Raw genomic sequence first — 21,765 nt, 5'->3', positions numbered from 1 at the left:
ACGCACCATCGAGGTGTGACGGCTGAGGAACATCGGGCGGTGCCGCCCCTCGCGGCGCTGTCCGAGCGCGAGAAGGGGGAGAACTTCCCGGTCGCGCTCGCGGTGCTGCCGCGCCGTCACCGTCGCGCGCTGCACGCGGTCTATGCCTTCGCCCGCACCGTGGACGACACGGGGGACGAGGCCACGGGCGACCGGGTCGCGCTGCTGCACGCCATCGACGAACGGGTCACGCGCACCTGGGCCGGCCAGGTCGTCGGGGACCCAGTCTTCGACGAGCTGCTGCGCACCGTGGCCGAGCGCGTGCCGGAGCGCTACTTCCACGACCTCGTCCAAGCCAACCTCCAGGACCAACTCGTCAGCCGGTACCCGACGTTCGAGGCGCTACTCGACTACTGCCGCCTGAGCGCCGACTCGGTGGGGCGGATCGTGCTGGCGGTGTTCGACCAGCACACCGACCTCAACGTGCGGCTGTCCGACCGCGTCTGCACCTCCCTCCAGCTGCTCGAGCACTGGCAGGACGTCGGGGAGGACCGCAAGGCGGGCCGGGTCTACGTGCCCACCGAGGACCTGCTCGGCTACGGCGTACCGGAGACCGACCTCGACGCACTCGCCGCCTCGCCCGCGCTCGCCCGCCTGATGCGGTTCGAGGTCGAGCGCGCCGCCGGCATCCTGGCCGAGGGCGCGCCGCTGGTACGCCGCCTCCACGGCTGGGCCCGCTGCTGCGTCGCCGGGTACGTAGCCGGGGGACAGGCGACCGTGACCGCACTACGGCGCACCCGGGGCGACGTCCTCGGCCGGACCGCCTCCCCGTCGCGGGCGCGCACGGCGGCTCTCACCATGCGCCTGTTCGCGTCGCGATCCGGGAGGACCCGCCCGTGACCGACACCGCGATCGAGGCCTATGCCGCCTGCCAGGAGATCACCCGCACCGAGGCGCGCAACTTCTACTACGGCATCCGGCTCCTGCCACCCGCCAAGCGCGACGCACTGTGTGCGCTCTACGCGTTGGCGCGCCGGATCGACGACATCGGCGACGGCGACCTCCCGGTCGAGCAGAAGCACGTCGAGCTGGATCTGGTGCGCAAGCGGCTCGGCTCGATCGACGACGTCGACGACCCGGTGTACGCCGCCGTGGCCGAGACCGCCCGCCGTTACCCGGTGCCGGTGGATGCGTTCGAGGAGATCGTGCACGGCGTCGAGCTCGACCTCGAGCGGGTGCGCGTGGCGGACGTCGACGAGCTGATTCGCTACTGCCGGCTCGTGGCCGGCTCGGTGGGTCGGCTCTGCCTGTCGATCTTCGGCAGTGACGGGGTCGACCACGGCGTCGCCGCGACGTACGCCGACCAGCTCGGGATCGCCCTGCAGCAGACCAACATCCTGCGCGACATCCGCGAGGACCTCCTCAACGACCGGGTCTACCTGCCCGCCGACGAGCTCGACCGTTTCGGCGTGGACCTGCGGCTCGACGCGACCGGCTCGCTCGCCGACCCGCACGCCCGGCTCGCCGGCTACATCCGGTACGCCGCCACCCGCGCGGAGGACTGGTACGGCCTCGGCATGCGGCTCGTGCCGCACCTCGACCGGCGGAGCGCCGCGTCGTGCCGGGCCATGGCCGGGATCTACCACCATCTCCTGCGCCGGATCGGGGCCCAGCCGGTCTCGGTCTACGACCGGCGACTCTCCCTCAGCGGCATCGAGAAGGTGTCGGTGGCGGTGAGCTCGCTCGCGGCCGGCTCGCGAGGTGGTGGCCGATGAATGCGATCCGCGACGTCGTGGTGATCGGCGGCGGACTCGCCGGGATCACGACGGCACTCGACTGCGCCGACGCCGGACACCGGGTGACCCTGCTGGAGGCACGGCCGCGGCTCGGAGGGCTCACCCACTCGTTCCGGCGCGAGTCCCCGCAGGGGGAGCTCTGGGTCGACAACGGCCAGCACGTCTTCCTGCGCTGCTGCACGTCGTACCTGCGTCTGCTCGAGCGGCTCGGCGTCCGCGACCTGGTCGAGATCCAGCCCCGGCTCGACGTACCGGTGCGCAGCGAGGAGCGCCCCGGCATGGGTCATCTGCGCCGGTCGGCGCTGCCCGCGCCGCTGCACCTCGGCTCGTCCCTGCTGCGCTACCGCTGGCTGAGCCCTGCCGAGCGTCTCCGCGCGGCCGCGACCGCGCTGGCGCTCGGGCGGCTCGACCGCGCCGGTCCCGCCGTCGACGAGCAGTCGTTCGGCGGCTGGCTCGAGCAACGCGGCCAGACACCACGAGCGGTGGCCGCCCTCTGGGACCTGATCGGGATCGCCACGCTCAACGCCCGAGCGGCCGACGCGTCGCTGGCCCTGGCGGCCACGGTGTTCCAGGTCGGGCTGCTCGAGCACGCCGACGCGGCCGACATCGGCTGGTCGCGGGTGCCGCTGCAAAGGCTGCACGGTGATGCGGCCGCCGGCGCCCTCGCCCACGTCGGGGTCGAGGTCCGCACCTCGGCCAAGGTGTCCGGGCTGGTCGACCTCGGGGCCGGGTGGCAGGTGGGCACGGAGTCCGGCACGGCGTCGTACGACGACGTGGTGGTCGCCACGGGTCCCGCCGCCGCCGAGGGTCTGCTCCCGGCCGGCGCCCTCGCCATGGAGCCCGGCTGGGCAGAGCGTCTCGGCAGCTCCCCGATCGTCAACGCCCACCTGGTGCTCGACCGCCGGGTCCTCCGCACGCCGTTCGTCGCGGCCGCCGACGGGCCGCTGCAGTGGGTGTTCGACCGGACCGAGCAGTCGGGTCTGCGCACCGGCCAGTACCTCGCGTTGTCCCTGTCCGCGGCCGACGACCTGGTCGGCGTACCGGTCGCCGACCTCCGGGAGCAGCTGCTTCCGCATCTGCGCCGGCTGCTGCCGGACCTCGCACGAGCCACGATCGAGGAGTTCTTCGTGACCCGAGAGCCTTCCGCCACCTTCCGTTCCGCTCCTGGCTCGTCGCGCTGGCGCCCTGCCGCCACGACCGCGATGACCGGCCTGCACGTCGCCGGCGCGTGGACCGACACCGGCTGGCCGGCCACGATGGAGGGCGCAGTCCGCAGCGGCGAGGCGGCCGCCGCCTCCGTGATCGGCCGCGCCTCCGACGACGGTGCCCGCCCCCGGGCCGAGGAGGTGGCGTCGTGAGCGTCGCCGCACCCGCACTCGGCCGCGGCCGGCAGCTGGTCGAGCCGTCGCTGCGCGAGGCCGTGTCCCGGCTCGACGAGGACACCCGGCTGGTCGCGTCGTACCACTTCGGCTGGTGCGAGCGCGACGGCCGCGAGATCACCGGTCCGTCCGGCAAGGGCGTGCGGCCCTCGCTGGTGCTGATGGCCGGCGAGGCCCTGGGGGCGGCCCCGGAGGACCTCGTGGCCGGTGCCGTGGCGGTCGAGCTGGTGCACAACTTCTCCCTCATCCACGACGACCTGATGGACCGTGACGCCGAGCGCCACCACCGGCCGACCGTGTGGTCGGTCTGGGGCGACGCGATGGCGGTGCTCGTGGGCGATGCGCTGCTCTCGCTGGCCCACGAGGCACTGGACGAGTCGGGGTCGGCGTACGCCACGGACGCCGCGCGCGCCCTCGGCCGGGCGACCCGGGAGCTGATCCGCGGACAGGTGCTCGACGTCGCCTTCGAGAGCCGGGGCGACGTGACGCTCGCCGAGTGCGTCGACATGGCCGCGGGCAAGACCGGTGCCCTCCTCGGGGTCAGCGCCGAGCTCGGCGGCGTCCTCGCCGGCGCGCCGGAGCCGGCGGTACGCGCCCTGCGGCGGTACGGCGAGGAGGTCGGCCTCGCGTTCCAGCTCGTCGACGACATGCTGGGCATCTGGGGCTGGCCCGAGCGCACGGGGAAGCCGGTGTTCTCCGACCTCAGGGCACGGAAGAAGACCATGCCCGTCGTCTGGGCGATGCACCACGGCGGTGCCCCCGGACGGGAGCTGGCACGGTGGCTCGCCGGCTCCGAGGAACCGGGCGAGCTCGCACTGTGCCGGGCGGCCGAGCTCGTCGACCGAGCCGGTGGCCGTGACTGGGCGCAGCGCGAGGCCCGCGAGCGCGTGGACCGGGCCCTCGCCGCCTTGGACGGGCTGGGGCTCGACCCCGCGCATGCCGAGGAGCTCGGCAACCTGGCCCGCTTCGTCGTGGAGCGTGACCTGTGACCGCCACACGTCCCGCCCCGGTCACCGGTGTCGCCGCCGAGCCGGACGACCCCGCGCGCGGAGCTCTCGACCGTGCTGTCGCCCGCCTGCGCGAGCTCCAGCACGACGAGGGCTGGTGGAAGGGCGACCTCGAGACCAACATGACCATGGACGCCGAGGACCTGATGCTGCGCCACTTCCTCGGCATCGCGACCCCGGACGGCGACACGCAGACCGCGCGCTACATCCGGTCGCGGCAGAACGACGACGGGTCCTGGTCGAACTTCGCCGGAGGCCCCGGCGACCTCTCGACGACCGTGGAGTCCTGGGTCGCGCTGCGGATGGCGGGCGATCCCGCCGACTCGCCGCATCTCGTGGCGGCGGCCGGGTTCGTACGCCGCGGCGGCGGCCTCGAGCGGGCCCGGGTCTTCACCCACATGTGGCTGTCGCTGTTCGGCCTCTGGTCGTGGGACGACTGCCCCCACCTGCCTCCGGAGATCATGTTCCTGCCGCGGTGGGTGCCGCTCAACATCTACGACTGGGGCTGCTGGGCACGGCAGACGATCGTCGCCCTGACCGTCGTGAGTGCCCTCGAACCGGTGCGGCCGATCGCCATCGACGTCGGTGACCTGCGCACGGGGGTAGGCCCGCCACCGCCCGCGCGACTGACCAGCCTGGCCGGGGTCTTCCAGCGGCTCGACGTGCTCCTGCACGCCTACAACCGGCGGCCGGTCCGCTTCCTACGGGAGCGCGCCCTGCGCAGGGCGGTCCGGTGGATCCTCGACCGTCAGGAGGCCGACGGCGGGTGGGGCGGCATCCAGCCGCCCTGGGTCTACAGCCTGATCGCGCTGCACCTGAGGGGCCACGACGTCGACAGCCCGGCGATGAGGGCGGGTCTGGCCGGGCTCGACGGGTTCACCCTGCACACGGAGACCGACGAGGGGCCGGCGCGCTGGCTGGAGGCCTGCCAGTCCCCGGTCTGGGACACCGCTCTCGCCGTCGCCGCGATGCTCGACGCCGGCGTCGAGCCGGACGACCCGGACGTCGTGCGAGCGACCGACTGGCTGCTCGACGAGCAGATCACCGGGCCGGGCGACTGGCAGGTCCGGCGGCCCGACCTGGTCAGCGGCGGCTGGGCCTTCGAGTTCGCCAACGACAGCTACCCCGACATCGACGACACCGCCGAGATCGTCCTGGCTCTCCGCCGCGTCCGTCACCCGGCTGCCCCGGAGCGGTTGGCGGCCGCCCTCGACCGAGCTGTCACCTGGACCACCGGCATGCAGTCGCGCGACGGCGGCTGGGGCGCCTTCGACGCCGACAACACGCGCACGCTCGTGGAGCGGCTGCCGTTCTGCGACTTCGGCGCGGTGATCGACCCACCGTCCGCCGACGTGACGGCCCACGTCGTCGAGATGCTCGCCGCCGAGGGTCGCACGGGCGAGGAACCGTGCCGCCGCGGAGTCGACTGGCTGACGAACGCGCAGGAGGCGGACGGGTCGTGGTTCGGCCGCTGGGGCGCGAACCACGTCTACGGCACCGGCGCCGTCGTACCCGCGTTGGTGGCGGCCGGCGTGCCTTCCCGGGATTCGCGCATCCGCCGAGCGGTGCGGTGGCTGGAGGAGCACCAGAACGACGACGGCGGCTGGGGCGAGGACCTGCGCTCCTACCGCGACCCGGCCTGGATCGGCCGCGGCGACTCCACGCCGTCCCAGACCGCCTGGGCGCTGCTGGCCCTGCTCGCCGCCGACCAGAACACCGAGGCCGTCGAGCGCGGTGTCCGCTACCTCGTGGAGACCCAGCGCGACGACGGCGGCTGGGACGAGCACCGGTTCACCGGCACGGGGTTCCCGGGGGACTTCTACATCGCCTACCACCTCTACCGGCTCGTGTTCCCCGTCTGGGCGCTGGGCCGCTACGTGCGCCGGTATGTCGGAGACCGATACATCAGCGGCTCCGGGGTACCGAACCCAGCAGTGGGGAAAGGAGCACGATGACCGCAACAGTCTTCACGCCCCTTCGCTCGGAGTGGCTGGCCCTCCGTGACCGCGTGCGGACGCCGGACCTGGTCCGGTCCGGCCGCGCGACAGGCGAGTCGCGCCCGGGATCCGTCCTGGTGGCCGGCGTCGCGGGCGCCCTCCGTGACGACCTCCTCCCGGGCGACCTCGTGGTCGCCACCGAGGTGTGGCGGGGCGAGGACCCGAGCACCGATCCCGGCGCCAGGATCATCTGCCCGGCGGCCCCGATCGTCGCCGGCGACCTGCGCCGCATCGGGCTGCTCGTCCACACCGGACCGATCGTCACCGTGGACGGTGTCGTGCACGACCCCGACCGTCGTCGCCGCCTCGCCGACACCGGAGCCCTCGCCGTCGACACCGAGTCTGCGGGCCTGGTGTCCACCGACGGCACCACGGTCGTCGTCCGGGCCGTCGTCGACACCCCGGACCGGCCGTTGCTGCGGCCGGGCACGCCTGCCCGTGGCGTCGCCGCCCTGGCGTCGCTGCGACGTGCGGCACCGGTGATCGAGGCCTGGGCCGCCGCGACGGGGGAGCGCGAGCTGCTGCTCGCCGGACCCCGCTCGTTCTGCGCGGGCGTCGAGCGGGCGATCGAGATCGTCGAACGCGCCCTCGAGCGGTTCGGCGCGCCGGTCTACGTACGCCGCCAGATCGTGCACAACCGGCACGTGGTCGACGACCTCGAGCGCCGGGGCGCGGTGTTCGTCGAGGAGGCGGACGACGTGCCTCCGGGCAGCACGCTGGTGCTCGCCGCGCACGGCGTCGCGCCGGAGGTCCGGTCGACCGCCGCCGAGCGGGAGCTGAAGGTCATCGACGCCACCTGCCCGCTGGTCTCCAAGGTGCATCAGGAGGTGCGCCGGTTCACGGCCCGTGGCAGCACGGTGCTGCTGATCGGCCACCACGACCACGAGGAGGTCGTCGGCACCCGCGGCGAGGCACCCGAGCACGTGATCGTCGTGGCCGACCCGGAGGAGGCGGCGCGGGTGGAGGTCGGCGATCCCGACCAGCTCGCCTACGCCATGCAGACCACCCTCGCCGTCGACGAGGCGGCCGAGACGGTCGCCGTGCTGCGCGAGCGCTTCCCGTCCATCCAGGGCCCGCACAACGACGACATCTGTTACGCCACCACCAACCGACAGGGCGCCGTACGCCGGGTGGCCGCCGAGTCCGACCTGGTGCTGGTCCTGGGCTCGGAGAACTCCTCCAACTCCCGCCGCCTGGCCGAGGTCAGCGAGGCGGCCGGCACCCCGGCGCGTCTGATCGACGACGCCTCCGACGTCCAGCTGTCCTGGCTCGCCGGCGTACGACGGATCGGGGTCACCGCCGGTGCCTCCGCACCGCCGCTCCTCGTCGACGAGCTGCTCGCCGCGCTCGGCGGCCTCGGACCCACTGTGGTCCGCCCGGTCGGCGACGCATTCGAGGACGTGTCGTTCTCGCTACCGAAAGAGGTGACGACCGCATGAGCATGCCCCTGCGTCAGTCCGTGCGTCTGGGCGCGTACCTGATGAAGCAGAAGGCGCTGCGACGGGAGAAGTTCCCGATCCTGGTGGAGCTCGAGCCGTTGTACGCCTGCAATCTCAAGTGCGCCGGCTGCGGCAAGATCCAGCAGACCCACGACTGGCTGAAGCAACGGATGCCGGTCGACCAGGCGGTGGCCGCGATCGAGGAGGCCGGCGCGCCGATGGTCTCGATCGCCGGTGGCGAGCCGTTGATGCACAAGGAGATCGACGAGATCGTCCGCCGGCTGCTGGCGCGCAACAAGATCGTCTTCCTGTGCACCAACGCCGTGCTGATGCCCAAGCACCTGCACCGGTTCAAGCCGCACCGGAACTTCTCCTGGATGGTCCACATCGACGGGCTCCGCGAGCGGCACGACCAGTCGGTCTGCAAGGACGGCGTCTTCGACCAGGCTGTCGAGGCGATCCGGATGGCGCAGGACGCCGGGTTCCGAGTGATGACCAACACGACGTTCTTCGACACCGACAGCCCCCAGGACGTGATCGACGTCCTCGACTACCTCAACGACGAGCTCAAGGTCGACCTGATGCAGATCTCGCCCGGGTTCGCCTACGAGAAGGCGCCCGACCAGGAGCACTGGCTCGGTCCGGAGGAGACGCGCGAGCTGTTCAAGAAGGCGTTCGCCGACGGACGGCGCAAGCGGTGGCGGCTCAACCACTCGCCGCTCTACCTCGACTTCCTGGAGGGAAAGGTCGACTTCGCGTGCACGGCGTGGGCGATCCCGCTGTACTCCCTCAAGGGCTGGCAGCGGCCGTGCTACCTGATGGACGACGGGTACGTCGCGACCTACCGGGAGCTGATCGACGACACCGACTGGGACAGCTACGGCCGGGGCAAGGACCCGCGGTGCGCCAACTGCATGGCCCACTGCGGCTACGAGCCGACCGCCGTCGTCGCCACGATGGGGTCGCTCCGAGAGACCGTCCGCGCGGCCGTGGGGGCATGATGACCGGCACCCGTCTCGCAGATCTGGCCACCGAGGTCGAGCGACATCCACGGCTGCTCGAGTCGATCGCGGGTCCCGACGACGTCCGCCGGCTGACGCCGAGCCAGCTGCCGCTGCTGGCGGCCGAGATCCGGGCCGAGCTGGTCGACCGGGTCACCGAGTGCGGCGGCCACCTCGGTCCCAACCTCGGGGTCGTCGAGCTGACGATCGCCCTGCACCGGGTCTTCGCGTCGCCGTACGACGCCCTGGTCTGGGACACCGGACACCAGGCCTACGTGCACAAGATGCTCACCGGCCGGCTCGCCGACTTCGCCGGGCTGCGGCAGCGCGGCGGCCTCTCGGGATACCCGAGTCGGGCCGAGAGCGTCCACGACGTGGTCGAGAACTCCCATGCCTCGACGGCCCTGTCGTACGCCGATGGGCTGGCGAAGGGCTTCGCGTTGTCCCAGACGCCCGAACGCCGGGTGGTCGCCGTCGTCGGCGACGGCGCGCTCACCGGAGGGATGGCCTGGGAGGCGCTGAACAACCTGGGCGCGGCTCCGCAGCGTCCGGTCGTGGTCGTCGTCAACGACAACGGCCGCTCCTACGACCCGACCGCCGGTCGTCTGCCGGGGCACCTGGCCGAGCTCCGGGAGGGCACGGCGAGGGGCAACCTCTTCGAGGACCTCGGCTTCGCCTACTTCGGCGCGGTCGACGGCCACGACGTCGGCTCGGTCGAGCGGGCCTTGCGCGAGGCCCGGGTGCTCCACCGGCCGGTCGTCGTCCACGTTGTGACCCGCAAGGGCGAGGGCTACCCGCCCGCGGAGCAGGACGTGGCCGACCGGCTGCACACCGTGTCTCCGGCGGCGCCTCCCGGTGCGGTCCCGGCCGGACCGGGCTGGACCGGCGAGTTCGCCGCCGAGCTGGAGGAGCTCGCCGCGGAGCGACCGGACCTGGTGGGGATCACCGCCGCGATGATGCGTCCCACGGGGCTCTTCCCCTTCGCGCAGCGCTTCCCGGACCGGGTCTTCGACGTCGGCATCGCCGAGCAGCATGCGGTCACCTCTGCGGTGGGCCTCGCCACGGCGGGCCTGCACCCGGTGGTGGCGATCTACGCGACGTTCCTCAACCGGGCCTTCGACCAGGTGCTGATGGACGCCGCCCTGCACCGGGCCCCGATCACCTTCGTCCTGGACCGGGCCGGGATCACCGGGCCCGACGGGCAGTCACACCACGGCATGTGGGACGTGGGGCTGTTCGGCCTGGTGCCGGGCATCCGGGTCGCCGCCCCGCGCGACGGCGTCCGGCTGCGGGCACTGCTGCGCGAGTGCGTGGCGCACGACGGACCGACCGCTCTCCGTTTCCCGCGTGGCTCCTGCCCTGCGCCGGTCGACGCCGTCGGACGGTGGGGGAGCGCGGACGTGCTCGCCGACGGCGCGGCCCGTGACGTGCTGCTCCTCGCTGCCGGTCCGCTGTCGTCGTGCGCGCTCGAGGCCGCGGCCGGGCTGGAGCAACGCGGGCTCGGGGTCACGGTCGTCGACCCCCGCTGGCTCCTCCCCGTCGATCCCGAGGTCGTCGCCGCCGCGACGTCGTACCGTCTCGTGGTCACCGTCGAGGACGCAGCGCCGTCCGGCGGGTTCGGCGACCACGTCGGCCGCGCCCTGCGCGACGCCGGCGGTGCGAACGGGCCGATGCTGCGCTGCCTGGCGCTGCCGGAGCGGCAGTTCCTCCCGGCGGGCAGCCGCACCGAGCTGCTCGCCGCCTACGAGCTCGACGCCGACGGCATCACGGCCGCCGTGCACGACGCCCTGGCGGGGGCGCGGTAAGCCTCCGCGCGGTCCGGGTCAGTCCGTCCCTGTCGGCGCTGGTTTGTAGGGTCGGTCAACGTGGCCGACTCGATGATCCACGCGCGTGACCTGCGGAAGTCATTTCCCGACAGGTCGGGCGCGGTGGTCGAGGCGGTCAAGGGCATCGACATCGACGTACGCCGGGGCGAGGCGTTCGGGTTCCTGGGTCCCAACGGCGCCGGCAAGTCGTCGACGATGCGGATGATCGCGGCCGTCTCGCCGGTCACCGGGGGAGAGCTGCGGATCCTCGGGATGGACCCCGCCGAGCACGGCCCGGCGATCCGGTCGCGGCTGGGCGTCTGCCCTCAGGAGGACACCCTCGACAACGAGCTGAACGTCTTCGACAACCTCTACATCTACGGTCGCTACTTCGGCATCCCCAAGCGCGAGGTGCGCGAGCGGGCGGAGGAGCTGCTGGAGTTCGTGCAGCTCGCCGAGAAGCGCGAGGCCAAGGTCGAGGGGCTCTCCGGCGGCATGAAGCGTCGGCTCACCATCGCCCGGTCCCTGATCAACCGGCCCGACATCCTGCTGCTCGACGAGCCGACGACCGGTCTCGACCCCCAGGCCCGCCACGTCCTGTGGGACCGGCTGTTCCGGTTGAAGCAGCAGGGCGTGACCCTGGTGATCACGACTCACTACATGGACGAGGCCGAGCAGCTGTGCGACCGGCTCGTCGTGATGGACCGCGGGGTGATCGCAGCGGAGGGCTCGCCGCTCGAGCTGATCCGGCAGCACTCCACGCGCGAGGTCGCCGAGCTGCGCTTCCCGGTCGGCGACCACGACGCCACCGCGGAGAAGATCGCCGACCTCGGCGACCGGGTCGAGGTGCTGCCCGACCGCATCCTGGTCTACAGCGCGGACGGCGAGCACGTGCTCGAGCAGGTGCACGAGCGGGGGCTGCGCCCGATCGCCACGCTGGTACGCCGCTCGACGCTCGAGGACGTGTTCCTCCGGCTGACCGGACGGACGCTGGTGGACTGATGGCGGCCACCGACTCGGCGTCCGACGCCGGCACGTTCCGCGACGACCGTCGGCTGACGGCCTGGCAAGGCATCGTGCGCCAGGTCGACTACTGGTGGACCGTCTACAAACGCACCTGGCGGGGCTCGGTCATCACCTCGTTCGCCTCCCCGCTGTTCTACGTGCTGGCGATGGGGGTGCTGCTCGGCGGCTTCGTCCACGTGAGCCCGAGCCGGCTCGACGGGGCCACGTCGTACCTCGCGTTCATCGTGCCCGGCCTGATCGCTGCCCAGGCCATGCAGACGGCCGTGTTCGAGACGACGTACCCGGTGATGGGCGCGCTCAAGTGGCACAAGAGCTTCTACGCCCAGCTGGCGAGCCCGCTCGAGGCTCGCGACCTGGCCAACGCGATGCTCGCGTTCACCCTGCTGCGGATCGCCTCGACGTGCGGGGTCTACTTCCTGGTGATGGCGCCGTTCGGGGTCTTCGCGTCGTGGTGGGGGCCGGTGGTCGCCTTCGTGGCGACCCTGCTCGTCGGGATGGCGTTCGCGGTGTGGACGTTCGCGTTCAGCGCCCACATCGAGAGCGAGGCGTCGTTCGGGCTGATCTTCCGGCTCGGGCTGATCCCGCTGTTCCTGTTCTCCGGCTCCTTCTTCCCGATCAGCAACCTCGGACCCGTGCTGGAGTGGGTGGCCCGCCTGACGCCGCTGTGGCACGGGGTGAACCTGACCCGGATGTTCAGCCTCGACCACGTCGACTGGTCGACGGCGGCGATCAACGTGGCCGTCCTCGCGGTCGTGCTGGTCTCCGGCTGGTGGACGGCGCTCCGGTCGTTGGAGCGGAGGCTGGCCACGTGAGCTCCACGCCCCGTGCGTCCGCGCCGGGGCTCTCCACCTCCTCCCCGCTGCGTCCACTCGAGGGCACCAGGCTGCTGGTGCTGCGCAACTACGTGACCTACAAGAGCGCCTGGAAGCTGTTCCTGACCGGCTTCCTCGAGCCGGTGTTCTACCTGTTCTCGATCGGCATCGGCGTCGGCAAGCTGATCCACGCGTTCGAGCTCAACGGCCACTCCATCCCGTACGCCGAGTTCGTCGCGCCCGGGATGCTCGCCGCGTCGGCGTTCAACGGCGCGCTGATGGACTCGACCTTCAACGTGTTCTTCAAGCTTCGCTACGAGCACCTCTACGACCAGATGCTGGCCACGCCGCTGACCACCGGGGACATCGCCCGCGGCGAGATCATCTGGGGCCAGCTGCGAGGCGCGTCGTACTCCGTCGCCTTCCTGGTCGTGATGTGGGCGATGGGACTCGTGCACTCGTGGTGGGCGCTGCTGGCGTTCCCGGCCACGTTGCTGATCGGGTTCGCGTTCAGCGCCGTCTGCATGGGGCTGACCACGTGGATGACCTCGTGGCAGGACTTCGACAAGATCACCCTCGTCCAGCTGCCGCTGTTCCTGTTCTCGGGCACGTTCTTCCCGGTGACGGCCTTCCACGGCGTGCTGCGGTGGATCGTCGAGGCCACCCCGCTCTACCGTGGGGTCGTGCTGTGCCGCGAGCTGACCACCGGCGTCCTCAGCTGGGAGTCCGGCGTTTCGGTGGTCTACCTGGTGGCGATGGGGGTGGCGGGTCTGATCGTCGTACGCCGTCGCCTCGACGCGCTGCTGCTGACCTGATCGCTTACGGATCCGTGACGGGCACCGTCTGGTGTGGATGACCGCGTGCCGCGCTGGAAGGGTGGCCGGGTGAGCACACGTGCGGACGTCGCCGTGATCGGGGGCAGCGGCTTCTACTCCTTCCTCGACGAGCCGGAGGAGGTCGACGTCGGGACGCCGTACGGCGAGCCGTCGGGGCTGGTCTCGGTGGGGGAGGTGGCGGGGCGACGGGTCGCGTTCCTGCCGCGCCACGGACCCGGCCACGAGTACCCGCCGCACCTGATCAACTACCGGGCGAACCTCTGGGCCCTGCGCTCGCTCGGCGTCCGTCAGGTGCTGGCGCCCTGCGCGGTCGGGGGCCTGCGGCCGGAGGTCGCCCCCGGCGACCTGGTGGTACCCGACCAGCTGGTGGACCGCACCTCCGGTCGCGCGCGCACCTATGTCGAACGGGGCGCCGTCCACCTGCCGTTCGCCGATCCCTACTGCCCCCGGCTGTCGGCCGCCCTGGCGACGGCCGATGGCGTACGCCGTGGCGGGACGATGGTGGTCATCGACGGCCCGAGGTTCTCGACCCGGGCCGAGTCGCAGGACTTCGCCGCGCGCGGCTGGACCCTGGTCAACATGACCGGCGCCCCCGAGGCGGCCCTCGCCCGGGAGCTGCGGATGTGCCTGGCCTCGATCGCACTGGTCACGGACATGGACGCGGGAGTCGAGCCCGAGCAGGGAGTACGCCAGGAGGACGTGTTCGCGATGTTCGCCGAGAACACCCAGCGCCTGAGGGCGCTGCTTGCCGGCGTCATCGCGGACCTGCCGGAGCCGACGGGCTGCACCTGCGACACGTGGGCCGAGGGCGTCGACCTGACCTACGAGATCCCGTGAGGATCCTGCTCACCGGCTCGGCCGGGTTCATCGGCACCGCGGTCGCCGACGCGCTCGCGGCCGCCGGGGACGAGGTGGTCGGCGTCGACCTGATGCTGCCGGAGGCGCACGGCAGCGCCGACCCGCCGGCCGGCACCCACCGGCTCGACGTCCGCGACGCACCGTCCTGGGTCCACCTCCTGCGCGGGGTCGACGTGGTCGTGCACCAGGCCGCGCTGGTCGGGCTCGGCGCCCGGGTGGCCGACCTCCCCGCGTACGCCTCGCACAACGACCTCGGCACGGCGGCCCTGCTCGCCGCGATGCACGAGGGCGGTGTCCGCCGGCTGGTGCTGGCGTCGTCGATGGTGGTGTACGGCGAGGGGCGCTACGTGTGCGCGACACACGGCCCGCAGCGACCGGGGGAGCGACGGGTCGAGGGCCTGGAGGCCGGCCGGTTCGAGAACCCGTGCCCTCGCTGCGGCACACCGCTCGCCTGGGCGCCGGTCGACGAGGACGCACCGGTCGCCCCGCGCAGCGCCTACGCCGCCGGCAAGCTCGCCCAGGAGCAGTACGCGGCGGCCTGGGCGCGGCAGACGGGCGGGGCGGTCGTGGCCCTGAGGTACCACAACGTGTACGGCCGTGGCATGCCGCGGGACACGCCGTACTCGGGCGTCGCCGCGATGTTCCGCTCGTCGGTCGAGCGGGGAGAGGCGCCGCAGGTGTTCGAGGACGGGCTGCAGATGCGCGACTTCGTGCACGTGGACGACGTCGCGCGCGCCAACCTGCTCGCCGGCCGGGCCGCACGCGAGGCGGCGGGGTTCGCGGCGTACAACGTCTGCTCCGGTACGCCGGTCTCGATCCTGGACGTCGCGCGGACGGTGGCAGGCGACGGACCAGCGCCGGAGGTCACCGGACGCTACCGGCTCGGCGACGTCAGGCACGTCGTCGCGTCGCCGGAGCGGGCGGCCCGGGAGCTCGGGTTCCGGGCGCGGGTCGCGCCGACGGGCGGCCTCGCGGCGTTCCGGCACGAGCCGCTCCGAGTCTGACTCTCACCAGACCGTGTCGAGGAGATGCTCCAGCAGGAGGGCGACCACGACCTGGACGACGAGAGCGGGTCGCCGCCAGCGCGCCGGCAGCAGAGCCATCGAGACCAGCAGCCAAGGCACGAACGGCAGCCAGATCCGCTCGACCTCGCCCTTGCTCATCAGCGAGGCGTCGGCCACCACGATCGACGACCCGGCAGCGGCCACCAGGTACCGGGCCGCGCGCGACGCCTCACGTCCGCGGGCGACCAGCGCGCCGAGGCCGGCGCCGAGCATCGGCCCGGCGCACAGGGCGAGCGAGGCCAGGTCGGCCCACAGCCAGTACGCCGTGGGGCGCGAGCTCGCGATGCCGTCCCAGTAGCGGTCGCGGAGGACCGGATAGGCCTCCCACCAGACGAACCCCCCTGCGGCGAGCGCGAGCACAGGCAGGACGGCCACGAGCGCCACCGTCGGCAGGAGCCGCCAGGCCCGGGTGAGCGCCGGCACGGCGAAGGCGAGGGTGGCGTACAGCACCAGGCCGTAGGAGAGCGTCGGCAGCAGGCCGAGCAGCAGTCCGGCGGTCGCGGCGCCACCCCAGCGCAGGCCGGCCCGGTCCGTCGTCGCCGCAACGCTCAGGGCCGCCACCCCCCACGCGCCGACGGCACTGAACATCGCGTCCGCGGTCACGGCCATCCACAGGACCGCCGGCGTGAGCACGAGGAACGGTGCCGCCCGACGGGCCGTCTCCTCCTCACCGAGTCGCCGGAGGGTGACCAGCACGGCGACGGGAGTGCTGGTTCCGATCAACGTGATCACCAGGCCGGTGGCGAACGCCGCGCCCAGGCCGAGGTGGACCAGGAGGACGAAGAACAGCAGAGCGCCGGGTGGGTGTCCGGCGGGGTGCGTCGGCCAGTTGTCCGGACTGCTCAGCGGGATCCGGGCGACGTACCCCTGGAGCAGCGCGTGCAGGTCGTGCACGCGGCGGGCGCTGTACAGGTACTCGCCGTGGCTCGACGTGGCCCGCGACAGACCGCCGGGCCCGGAGACGAACGCGAGGGCGAGCGTCCAGGCCAGGCCACCGGCGTACGCCCCGACCAGCAGCCGGCGCCAGGTGAGCCGAGCCGCGAGTGCCGGTCCGTACCTGACCCCGGCGAAGCCCAGGACCATCGCGAACGGGGTGCCGATCCCCACGACCGGACGGAAGGCGGCGTACAACGGCGCCACGGTGTGAGGCAGGCTGCCGGTGGCACGGACGTCCCAGCCCGTGACTGGCGGCACGACCATCGCCGCCGCGACCACGAAGACGGCGCCGCCCAGCCCCCATCGGCAGCCCCGCACCACCCGGCCCGTGGGCGCGCTCGACGGCTGGCTCGACGGCTGTCTCGTGACGGTGGCCGGCACCTCGTCAGGCTAGGCGGCGCACCGTTCGCGATCCGGTGAGGAGGCCGGGTCGTCAGGGTTCCGTAATCCCATCCGCGCCGGGAGGGCGCGGCGGGCTCCTAGCGTGAAAGGCATGGACTCCACGGCCTGCGACCTCGTCCTCCCGTGCCGTGACGAGGGCCCGGCTCTGCCTGCGTTGCTCGCCGCCGTTCCGACCGGCTTCTCGGTGATCGTGGTGGACAACGGGTCGCACGACGACACCGCGAGCGTCGCGCGAGCCCTGGGAGCGCGGGTGGTCACGGAGCCGCGGCGGGGATACGGCGCCGCGGTGCACGCAGGTGTCGAGGCCGCGACGGCCGAGTACGTCGCGGTCCTGGACGGCGACGGGTCCTTCGACCCCACCGATCTCGGTCGGTTGCTGCGGGTGGTCATGGAGGGGGACGCCGACCTCGCCGTCGGCCGGCGGCGTCCGACCACCCGCAGGGCGTGGCCCTGGCACGCCCGGGTCGGCACCGCCGCGGTGGTGCACTGGCTGCGGCGTTCCTCCGGCTTCGCCGTGCACGACCTGGCACCGATGCGGGTCTGTCGCCGAGCCGACCTGGTGGCCCTCGACGTGCGCGACCGACGCTTCGGCTACCCGCTCGAGCTGCTGCGCAGGGCGACCGCGGCGGGATGGCGGATCGCCGAGTACGACGTCGCCTACCGGCCGCGCGCCGCCGGGACGCGGTCGAAGGTCAGTGGGTCGGTGCGGGGGACCGTCCTCACCGCCCACGACTTCGTGAAGGTGCTGGCGAGGTGAGGGCACTGGTCGTGGCGAAGGCGCCGGTCGCGGGAAGGGTGAAGACGAGGCTGGGCGCGGTGATCGGGATGGAGGCGGCCGCTCGCGTGGCCGCGGCGGCGCTCCTGGACACCCTGGCGGCGTGCGGGGAGGCCTTCGGGGAGTGCCACCTGGCCCTCGACGGCGACCTGCGCGGCGCCTGCGACGAGGGCAGGTTGCGCGACCACCTCCGAGGATGGGTGGTGCACCCGCAACGGGGCGCGAGCCTCGGTGAGCGGCTGGCCAACGCCCACGCGGACGCCTCCGGTCCCGGCCCCACCGTGCAGGTCGGGATGGACACGCCCCAGGTCACCGCGACCGACCTGCGTGCGGTGGCCGCGGCGTCGGGAGAGGGGAACGCCGTGCTGGGCCCGGCGCGCGACGGGGGCTGGTGGGTGCTGGCGCTCCAGGACCCGACTGCCGCCGCCGGCCTGGTCGGCGTCCCCATGTCGCGCCCCGACACCTGTCGGCGGACCCGGGACGCGCTGGCCGCGGCCGGGCAGACGGTGTCCTCCGCGCGGGTGCTGCGCGACGTGGACACGGTGAGCGACGCGCGCGCCGTCGCGAGTCGCCTCGACGGGGGCCACTTCAGGCGTACGTGGCGGCAGGTGGCGCGATGACGGTCGCCGACGCCACCGTCCCGGTGGCCAGGGTCTTCGGCTCGGCCCTGCGCGGACACGCGTGCCTCCTGGTCGACGAGGACGGGATCGTCGGTCTCCTGCCGACCGCGGCATGGCTCCGCGACGCGACCGCCACCGACGAGGCAATCCTCGGCCTCTGCCACGGGCCGACCGTCGACATCGGCTGCGGACCGGGGCGGATGGCCCAGGCGCTGGCTCTTCGGGGGCGTCCGGTGCTGGGCATCGATGTCGTGCCGGAAGCGGTGCGCCTCGGACTCGGCCGCGGTGTCGCCGTCCTGCTGCGAGACGTCTTCGACCAGGTGCCCGGAGAGGGGCGATGGCAGACGGCGCTGCTCGCCGACGGCAACATCGGCATCGGGGGCGACCCCGTCGCCCTGCTCGCCCGGAGCCGCGAGATCATCGCGCCGACCGGTCGCGTGGTGGTCGAGCTCGCGCCGCCGGGCACCGGTGTGCGCACGCGGCACGTGTGCCTCGAGACGCACGTCGGCCGCACCGGCCCCTTCCCGTGGACTCTCGTCGGGACGGACGCGATCGTGGCGATCGCCGCCGCGGCGGCGCTGCGAGTTCTCTCGGAGCACCGGTACGGCGACCGGTACTGCGCCGTCCTGGAGAACGCGCGATGAGCCCGCGCCTGCCCAGGGAGTCGGACTTCACCTCCAGGCTCCGGAGCCCCGCGGTCACGGCACGGGTCGGTCTCTGGCTCGGCATCTGCTTCGGCCTGGCCTTCGTGACCGGGCTGGTCAGCCACTGGTCGAAGGTGCCGCACCCGTGGGTGCCGTACCCGACCAGACCCGTCTGGGGCTACCGGGTCGTCCAGGGCCTGCACGTGATCAGCGGCACCGCGGCGGTCCCGCTGCTGCTGGTCAAGCTCTGGACCGTCTATCCCAAGCTGCTCTCCCGACCTCCGGGCCGGGCGCGTGAGCTCGTGGTCCACGGCGCCGAACGCGCGTCGATCGCGGTGCTGGTCGCGGCCGCGATCTTCCAGCTGGCCACCGGCATCGCCAACACCTCGGAGTGGTACCCCTGGCACTTCACGTTCGTGCGCACCCACTACGCCGTCGGGTGGATCGCCATCGGCGCACTGGTGGTCCACGTCGCGGTCAAGCTCCCGGTGATCCGGGCCGCGCTCGGCGCCGACCTGGAGAGCAGCGCCCTGGACCGGCCGACCGCAGCCGCGACGGCCGGCGTGCTGAGCCGACGCGGTCTCCTGGGCGCCACCTGGGCGGCCACCGGTGTCGCCGTGCTCGCCACGGCGGGAGCGACGGTGCCGTGGCTCCGACGCGTGTCGGTGCTGGCAGTCAGGTCCGGCGACGGACCCCAGGACCTTCCCGTCCGGACGTCCGCCGCGACCGCGCGGGTGACCGCGGCCGCCACCAGCGCGGCGTACCGGCTGACGGTGGTGCACGACGGTCGTCACCACGTCTTCACCCGGGCGGAGCTCGCGGCCATGCCCCAGACCAGGTCCTCGCTGCCGATCGCGTGTGTCGAAGGGTGGAGCGCCGGTGCGACCTGGCGCGGCGTCCGCATGCGCGACCTCCTGGATCGCGTCGGCGCACCGTCGGGCCGCGACGTCGCGGTGCTCTCGCTGCAGGAGCGGGGCGCGTTCCGCGACACCACCCTTCCCGACCGGTACGTCGACGACCCGGCGACCCTGCTCGCCCTCGAGCTGAACGGGGAGACCCTGTCGATCGACCACGGCTACCCGTGCCGAGTGATCGCGCCGGACCGTCCGGGGGAGCTCCAGACCAAGTGGGTCAGCCGGCTCGAGGTGCTGTCGTGATCCGCGGGATGACGTTGGCGGCGGGCCTCGGCCTCGCGGCGTACGGCGGGTGGCGGCTCCTCGCACTGGGGCCGGCCAACCTGGTGGCGACACTCACCTGGCTCGTCGGCGGCGTCGTCCTGCACGACGCCGTCCTCGCGCCGGTCACGATCGCGCTGGTCCTGGTCGCGGTGCGGCTCGTTCCGCGCCACCGGCTGGCGCCGTGGACCGTGGCGCTGATCGTGCTCGCACCGGTCACGATCCTGTCGGTGCCCGTCCTGGGCCGCCTCAGTGCGCGGGCCACCGAGCCGTCGCTGCTCGACCGCCCCTACTGGACCGGCTGGTTCGGGCTGGTGGCGGTGGTGGGGACCGCGATACTGGTGACGACGCTCGTCCGCGGCGTCACGCACCGGGCCGGTGCGGCCCAGGGAGGTGACGATGGCCACGGTCATGGTCGTCGATGACGACGTCACCGTGCGCGAGGTGGTGGTGACCTACCTCCGGGCCGCCGGGTACGACGTGGCCGAGGCGGCTGACGGCGAGTCCGCGCTCACCGGACTGCGCGTCGAGCGGGTCGACCTGGTGGTGCTCGACCTGATGCTCCCCGGGATCGACGGGATCGAGGTCTGTCGCCGGCTGCGGGCCAAGGGAGACGACGTGCCAGTGATCATGCTGACCGCGCTCGGGTCGGAGACCGACCGCGTCGTCGGGCTCGAGCTCGGCGCCGACGACTACGTCACCAAGCCGTTCAGCCCGCGGGAGCTCGTGCTGCGGGTCGAGTCCGTGCTCCGCCGGGTCGGTGAGCGCACCGGCCTGAAGGGTTCCGTCACCGACGGAGACCTGGTCGTCGACTCGACCGAGCACACCGCGACGCTGGCCGGGCGTCGCCTGCCGCTCACGGTCCGCGAGTTCGACCTGTTGCGCTTCTTCCTCAGCCATCCCGGCCAGGCGTTCTCGCGCGACGAGCTGCTGCAGCGCGTCTGGGGCTGGTCGTTCGGTGACCAGTCCACGGTCACCGTCCACGTCCGAAGGCTGCGCGAGAAGATCGAGTCGGACCCCACCCACCCGGTGCGCCTGGCGACGGTGTGGGGCGTGGGCTACCGATGGGAGCCCGCGACATGACCCACGACCAGGTCGTCATCGTCCTCACCACCGCCGCCTGGTCCGGCGGCGTCGGGCTCGTCGGCGGTCTCGTCGTCTGGATGGCGCGGCGCGCGTCGGTCCGCTGGCTCACCGTGGGCGTCGCCACGGTCGCGATCCTGGCGGTGGTCGCCGGCACGTTGGCGACCGCGCACGCCATGTTCATCTCGAGCCACGACGTGGGAGTGATCGGGCTCGTGGCGGCGGTCGCCGGCGTGGTCGCCCTGGCCTTCGCCCTCGCCGTCGGCGGAGCTCTCGCGCGGTGGTCGCGCCGGCTCCGCGACGAGGCTCGCCGCTTCGGCGAGAGCGGCGAGTTCGCGAACGACGCCTCGGGGCCGGCCGAGTTCGCCGCCCTCTCCGAGGAGCTGCGCAACACCAGCGAGCGCCTCGCGCAGTCGCGGAGCCGCGAGCTGGCCCTGGAGCAGTCGCGACGCGAGCTGGTCTCCTGGGTCTCCCACGACCTCCGGACGCCCTTGGCCGGGCTGCGGGCCATGACCGAGGCGCTCGAGGACGGCCTCGCCGACGACCCCACCCGCTACCACGCGATGATGCGGACCGAGGTCGACCGGATGGTGCGCATGGTCGACGACCTCTTCGAGCTCTCACGGATCCACGCCGGCGTGATGCGGCTGAGCCCGCAGCCGTGCGCCCTCGGCGACGTGGTGAGCGAGGCGTTGGCCGGGGCCGACTCGGTGGCCCGGGCGCGCGGCGTACGGCTGGGCGGGGAGGTGGAGGAGGACGTGCTCGTCACCGCGGACCCCGCCGGGCTGTCGCGGGTCGTGTCCAACCTGCTGATGAACGCGATCCGGCACACGCCTGCCGACGGGGTGGTCGAGATCCGCGGCCGTGCCGTCCCCGCCGGGGTGGAGCTCTCCGTCACCGACGCCTGCGGCGGGATGCGGGAGGAGGACATCTCGCGCGTCTTCGACGTGGGCTGGCAGGGGAGCGCCGCGCGGACACCGGGTCCCTTCGACTCCCGTGACGGCGCGGGTGCCGGGCTCGGCCTGGCCATCGTGAAGGGGATCGTCGAGGCGCACCTCGGCCATGTAGCCGTCACCAACCATGACCCCGGCTGCCGGTTCCTGGTGACGCTGCCGGGCTAGGTAGGTCAGG

Annotated in this window: 21 protein-coding genes; 20 read left to right on the top strand and 1 reads right to left on the bottom strand. The window is 73.0% G+C overall.

Going from position 1 to position 21,765, the window contains the following annotated elements:
• Positions 1 to 15 precede the first annotated feature (15 nt).
• The 13 genes from hpnC (at position 16) to VGK78_RS02670 (ending at position 14,939) form a co-directional block, all read left to right on the top strand.
• Positions 16 to 879 (top strand): squalene synthase HpnC, encoded by an 864-nt coding sequence (hpnC, locus tag VGK78_RS02730; protein WP_331525765.1) that lies wholly within the window; start codon positions 16 to 18, stop codon positions 877 to 879.
• Positions 876 to 1,754, top strand: a complete 879-nt coding sequence (hpnD, locus tag VGK78_RS02725) for a presqualene diphosphate synthase HpnD (protein ID WP_331525764.1) — start codon at positions 876 to 878, stop codon at positions 1,752 to 1,754. The genes hpnC and hpnD overlap by 4 nt, the downstream gene beginning before the upstream one ends.
• A complete protein-coding gene (gene hpnE, locus VGK78_RS02720) occupies positions 1,751 to 3,133 on the top strand; it encodes a hydroxysqualene dehydroxylase HpnE (protein WP_331525763.1) in 1,383 nt (460 codons plus the stop codon). The genes hpnD and hpnE overlap by 4 nt, the downstream gene beginning before the upstream one ends.
• Positions 3,130 to 4,143, top strand: a complete 1,014-nt coding sequence (locus VGK78_RS02715; protein WP_331525762.1) for a polyprenyl synthetase family protein — start codon at positions 3,130 to 3,132, stop codon at positions 4,141 to 4,143. The genes hpnE and VGK78_RS02715 overlap by 4 nt, the downstream gene beginning before the upstream one ends.
• On the top strand, positions 4,140 to 6,116 hold the full coding sequence (gene shc, locus VGK78_RS02710; protein ID WP_331525759.1) for a squalene--hopene cyclase: 1,977 nt from the start codon (positions 4,140 to 4,142) through the stop codon (positions 6,114 to 6,116). The genes VGK78_RS02715 and shc overlap by 4 nt, the downstream gene beginning before the upstream one ends.
• Positions 6,113 to 7,597 (top strand): 4-hydroxy-3-methylbut-2-enyl diphosphate reductase, encoded by a 1,485-nt coding sequence (gene ispH, locus VGK78_RS02705; protein WP_331525758.1) that lies wholly within the window; start codon positions 6,113 to 6,115, stop codon positions 7,595 to 7,597. The genes shc and ispH overlap by 4 nt, the downstream gene beginning before the upstream one ends.
• On the top strand, positions 7,594 to 8,598 hold the full coding sequence (gene hpnH / locus VGK78_RS02700; RefSeq protein WP_331525754.1) for an adenosyl-hopene transferase HpnH: 1,005 nt from the start codon (positions 7,594 to 7,596) through the stop codon (positions 8,596 to 8,598). Before ispH ends, hpnH begins: the two co-directional genes overlap by 4 nt.
• Complete coding sequence (locus tag VGK78_RS02695) at positions 8,598 to 10,403, top strand: 1-deoxy-D-xylulose-5-phosphate synthase (RefSeq protein ID WP_331525753.1); 1,806 nt, start codon at positions 8,598 to 8,600, stop codon at positions 10,401 to 10,403. Before hpnH ends, VGK78_RS02695 begins: the two co-directional genes overlap by 1 nt.
• Before the next feature lie 72 nt (positions 10,404 to 10,475).
• Complete coding sequence (locus tag VGK78_RS02690; protein WP_331525785.1) at positions 10,476 to 11,405, top strand: ABC transporter ATP-binding protein; 930 nt, start codon at positions 10,476 to 10,478, stop codon at positions 11,403 to 11,405.
• A complete protein-coding gene (locus VGK78_RS02685) occupies positions 11,405 to 12,241 on the top strand; it encodes an ABC transporter permease (RefSeq protein WP_331525751.1) in 837 nt (278 codons plus the stop codon). Before VGK78_RS02690 ends, VGK78_RS02685 begins: the two co-directional genes overlap by 1 nt.
• Positions 12,238 to 13,056 carry an ABC transporter permease gene (locus VGK78_RS02680; RefSeq protein ID WP_331525750.1) on the top strand — a complete coding sequence of 273 codons (819 nt, stop codon included), beginning with the start codon at positions 12,238 to 12,240 and terminating at the stop codon, positions 13,054 to 13,056. The genes VGK78_RS02685 and VGK78_RS02680 overlap by 4 nt, the downstream gene beginning before the upstream one ends.
• Before the next feature lie 69 nt (positions 13,057 to 13,125).
• Positions 13,126 to 13,914, top strand: coding sequence for an S-methyl-5'-thioadenosine phosphorylase (locus VGK78_RS02675; RefSeq protein WP_331525749.1), 789 nt, complete (start codon positions 13,126 to 13,128; stop codon positions 13,912 to 13,914).
• On the top strand, positions 13,911 to 14,939 hold the full coding sequence (locus VGK78_RS02670; RefSeq protein ID WP_331525748.1) for an NAD-dependent epimerase/dehydratase family protein: 1,029 nt from the start codon (positions 13,911 to 13,913) through the stop codon (positions 14,937 to 14,939). Before VGK78_RS02675 ends, VGK78_RS02670 begins: the two co-directional genes overlap by 4 nt.
• 3 nt (positions 14,940 to 14,942) lie before the next feature.
• Here VGK78_RS02670 and VGK78_RS02665 read toward each other — a convergent pair whose 3' ends face one another.
• A complete protein-coding gene (locus tag VGK78_RS02665; RefSeq protein WP_331525747.1) occupies positions 14,943 to 16,316 on the bottom strand; it encodes a hypothetical protein in 1,374 nt (457 codons plus the stop codon).
• A 112-nt stretch (positions 16,317 to 16,428) separates the two neighbouring features.
• Here VGK78_RS02665 and VGK78_RS02660 point away from each other — a divergent pair, with 112 nt between their 5' ends.
• From VGK78_RS02660 to VGK78_RS02630, 7 genes are read left to right on the top strand one after another with little or no spacing between them, the layout of a single operon-like run.
• Complete coding sequence (locus tag VGK78_RS02660; RefSeq protein ID WP_331525746.1) at positions 16,429 to 17,094, top strand: glycosyltransferase family 2 protein; 666 nt, start codon at positions 16,429 to 16,431, stop codon at positions 17,092 to 17,094.
• Positions 17,091 to 17,732, top strand: a complete 642-nt coding sequence (locus tag VGK78_RS02655) for a TIGR04282 family arsenosugar biosynthesis glycosyltransferase (RefSeq protein WP_331525745.1) — start codon at positions 17,091 to 17,093, stop codon at positions 17,730 to 17,732. The genes VGK78_RS02660 and VGK78_RS02655 overlap by 4 nt, the downstream gene beginning before the upstream one ends.
• Positions 17,729 to 18,376 carry a class I SAM-dependent methyltransferase gene (locus VGK78_RS02650; protein ID WP_331525744.1) on the top strand — a complete coding sequence of 216 codons (648 nt, stop codon included), beginning with the start codon at positions 17,729 to 17,731 and terminating at the stop codon, positions 18,374 to 18,376. Before VGK78_RS02655 ends, VGK78_RS02650 begins: the two co-directional genes overlap by 4 nt.
• A complete protein-coding gene (locus VGK78_RS02645) occupies positions 18,373 to 19,533 on the top strand; it encodes a molybdopterin-dependent oxidoreductase (RefSeq protein WP_331525743.1) in 1,161 nt (386 codons plus the stop codon). The genes VGK78_RS02650 and VGK78_RS02645 overlap by 4 nt, the downstream gene beginning before the upstream one ends.
• Positions 19,530 to 19,976: a hypothetical protein gene (locus VGK78_RS02640; protein ID WP_331525742.1), complete on the top strand. Its 447-nt coding sequence runs from the start codon at positions 19,530 to 19,532 to the stop codon at positions 19,974 to 19,976. Before VGK78_RS02645 ends, VGK78_RS02640 begins: the two co-directional genes overlap by 4 nt.
• Positions 19,951 to 20,634: a response regulator transcription factor gene (locus VGK78_RS02635; RefSeq protein ID WP_331525741.1), complete on the top strand. Its 684-nt coding sequence runs from the start codon at positions 19,951 to 19,953 to the stop codon at positions 20,632 to 20,634. The genes VGK78_RS02640 and VGK78_RS02635 overlap by 26 nt, the downstream gene beginning before the upstream one ends.
• Complete coding sequence (locus VGK78_RS02630; RefSeq protein ID WP_331525740.1) at positions 20,631 to 21,755, top strand: HAMP domain-containing sensor histidine kinase; 1,125 nt, start codon at positions 20,631 to 20,633, stop codon at positions 21,753 to 21,755. Before VGK78_RS02635 ends, VGK78_RS02630 begins: the two co-directional genes overlap by 4 nt.
• Positions 21,756 to 21,765: the final 10 nt, after the last annotated feature.

The organism is Nocardioides sp. (assembly GCF_036503465.1).
Classification (GTDB): Bacteria; Actinomycetota; Actinomycetes; order Propionibacteriales; family Nocardioidaceae; genus Nocardioides.
Note: the sequence above shows the minus strand (reverse complement) of the source record. Positions and strands in the feature narration are given on the sequence as shown.

Excerpts from the sequence above, each read along its gene's own strand:
- hpnE (WP_331525763.1), top strand. The coding sequence starts at position 1,751 with ATGAATGCGATCCGCGACGTCGTGGTGATCGGCGGCGGACTCGCCGGG.
- ispH (WP_331525758.1), top strand. The coding sequence starts at position 6,113 with ATGACCGCAACAGTCTTCACGCCCCTTCGCTCGGAGTGGCTGGCCCTC.
- hpnH (WP_331525754.1), top strand. The coding sequence starts at position 7,594 with ATGAGCATGCCCCTGCGTCAGTCCGTGCGTCTGGGCGCGTACCTGATG.
- VGK78_RS02695 (WP_331525753.1), top strand. The coding sequence starts at position 8,598 with ATGACCGGCACCCGTCTCGCAGATCTGGCCACCGAGGTCGAGCGACAT.
- VGK78_RS02690 (WP_331525785.1), top strand. The coding sequence starts at position 10,476 with ATGATCCACGCGCGTGACCTGCGGAAGTCATTTCCCGACAGGTCGGGC.
- VGK78_RS02685 (WP_331525751.1), top strand. The coding sequence starts at position 11,405 with ATGGCGGCCACCGACTCGGCGTCCGACGCCGGCACGTTCCGCGACGAC.
- VGK78_RS02660 (WP_331525746.1), top strand. The coding sequence starts at position 16,429 with ATGGACTCCACGGCCTGCGACCTCGTCCTCCCGTGCCGTGACGAGGGC.
- VGK78_RS02650 (WP_331525744.1), top strand. The coding sequence starts at position 17,729 with ATGACGGTCGCCGACGCCACCGTCCCGGTGGCCAGGGTCTTCGGCTCG.
- VGK78_RS02645 (WP_331525743.1), top strand. The coding sequence starts at position 18,373 with ATGAGCCCGCGCCTGCCCAGGGAGTCGGACTTCACCTCCAGGCTCCGG.
- VGK78_RS02635 (WP_331525741.1), top strand. The coding sequence starts at position 19,951 with ATGGCCACGGTCATGGTCGTCGATGACGACGTCACCGTGCGCGAGGTG.
- VGK78_RS02630 (WP_331525740.1), top strand. The coding sequence starts at position 20,631 with ATGACCCACGACCAGGTCGTCATCGTCCTCACCACCGCCGCCTGGTCC.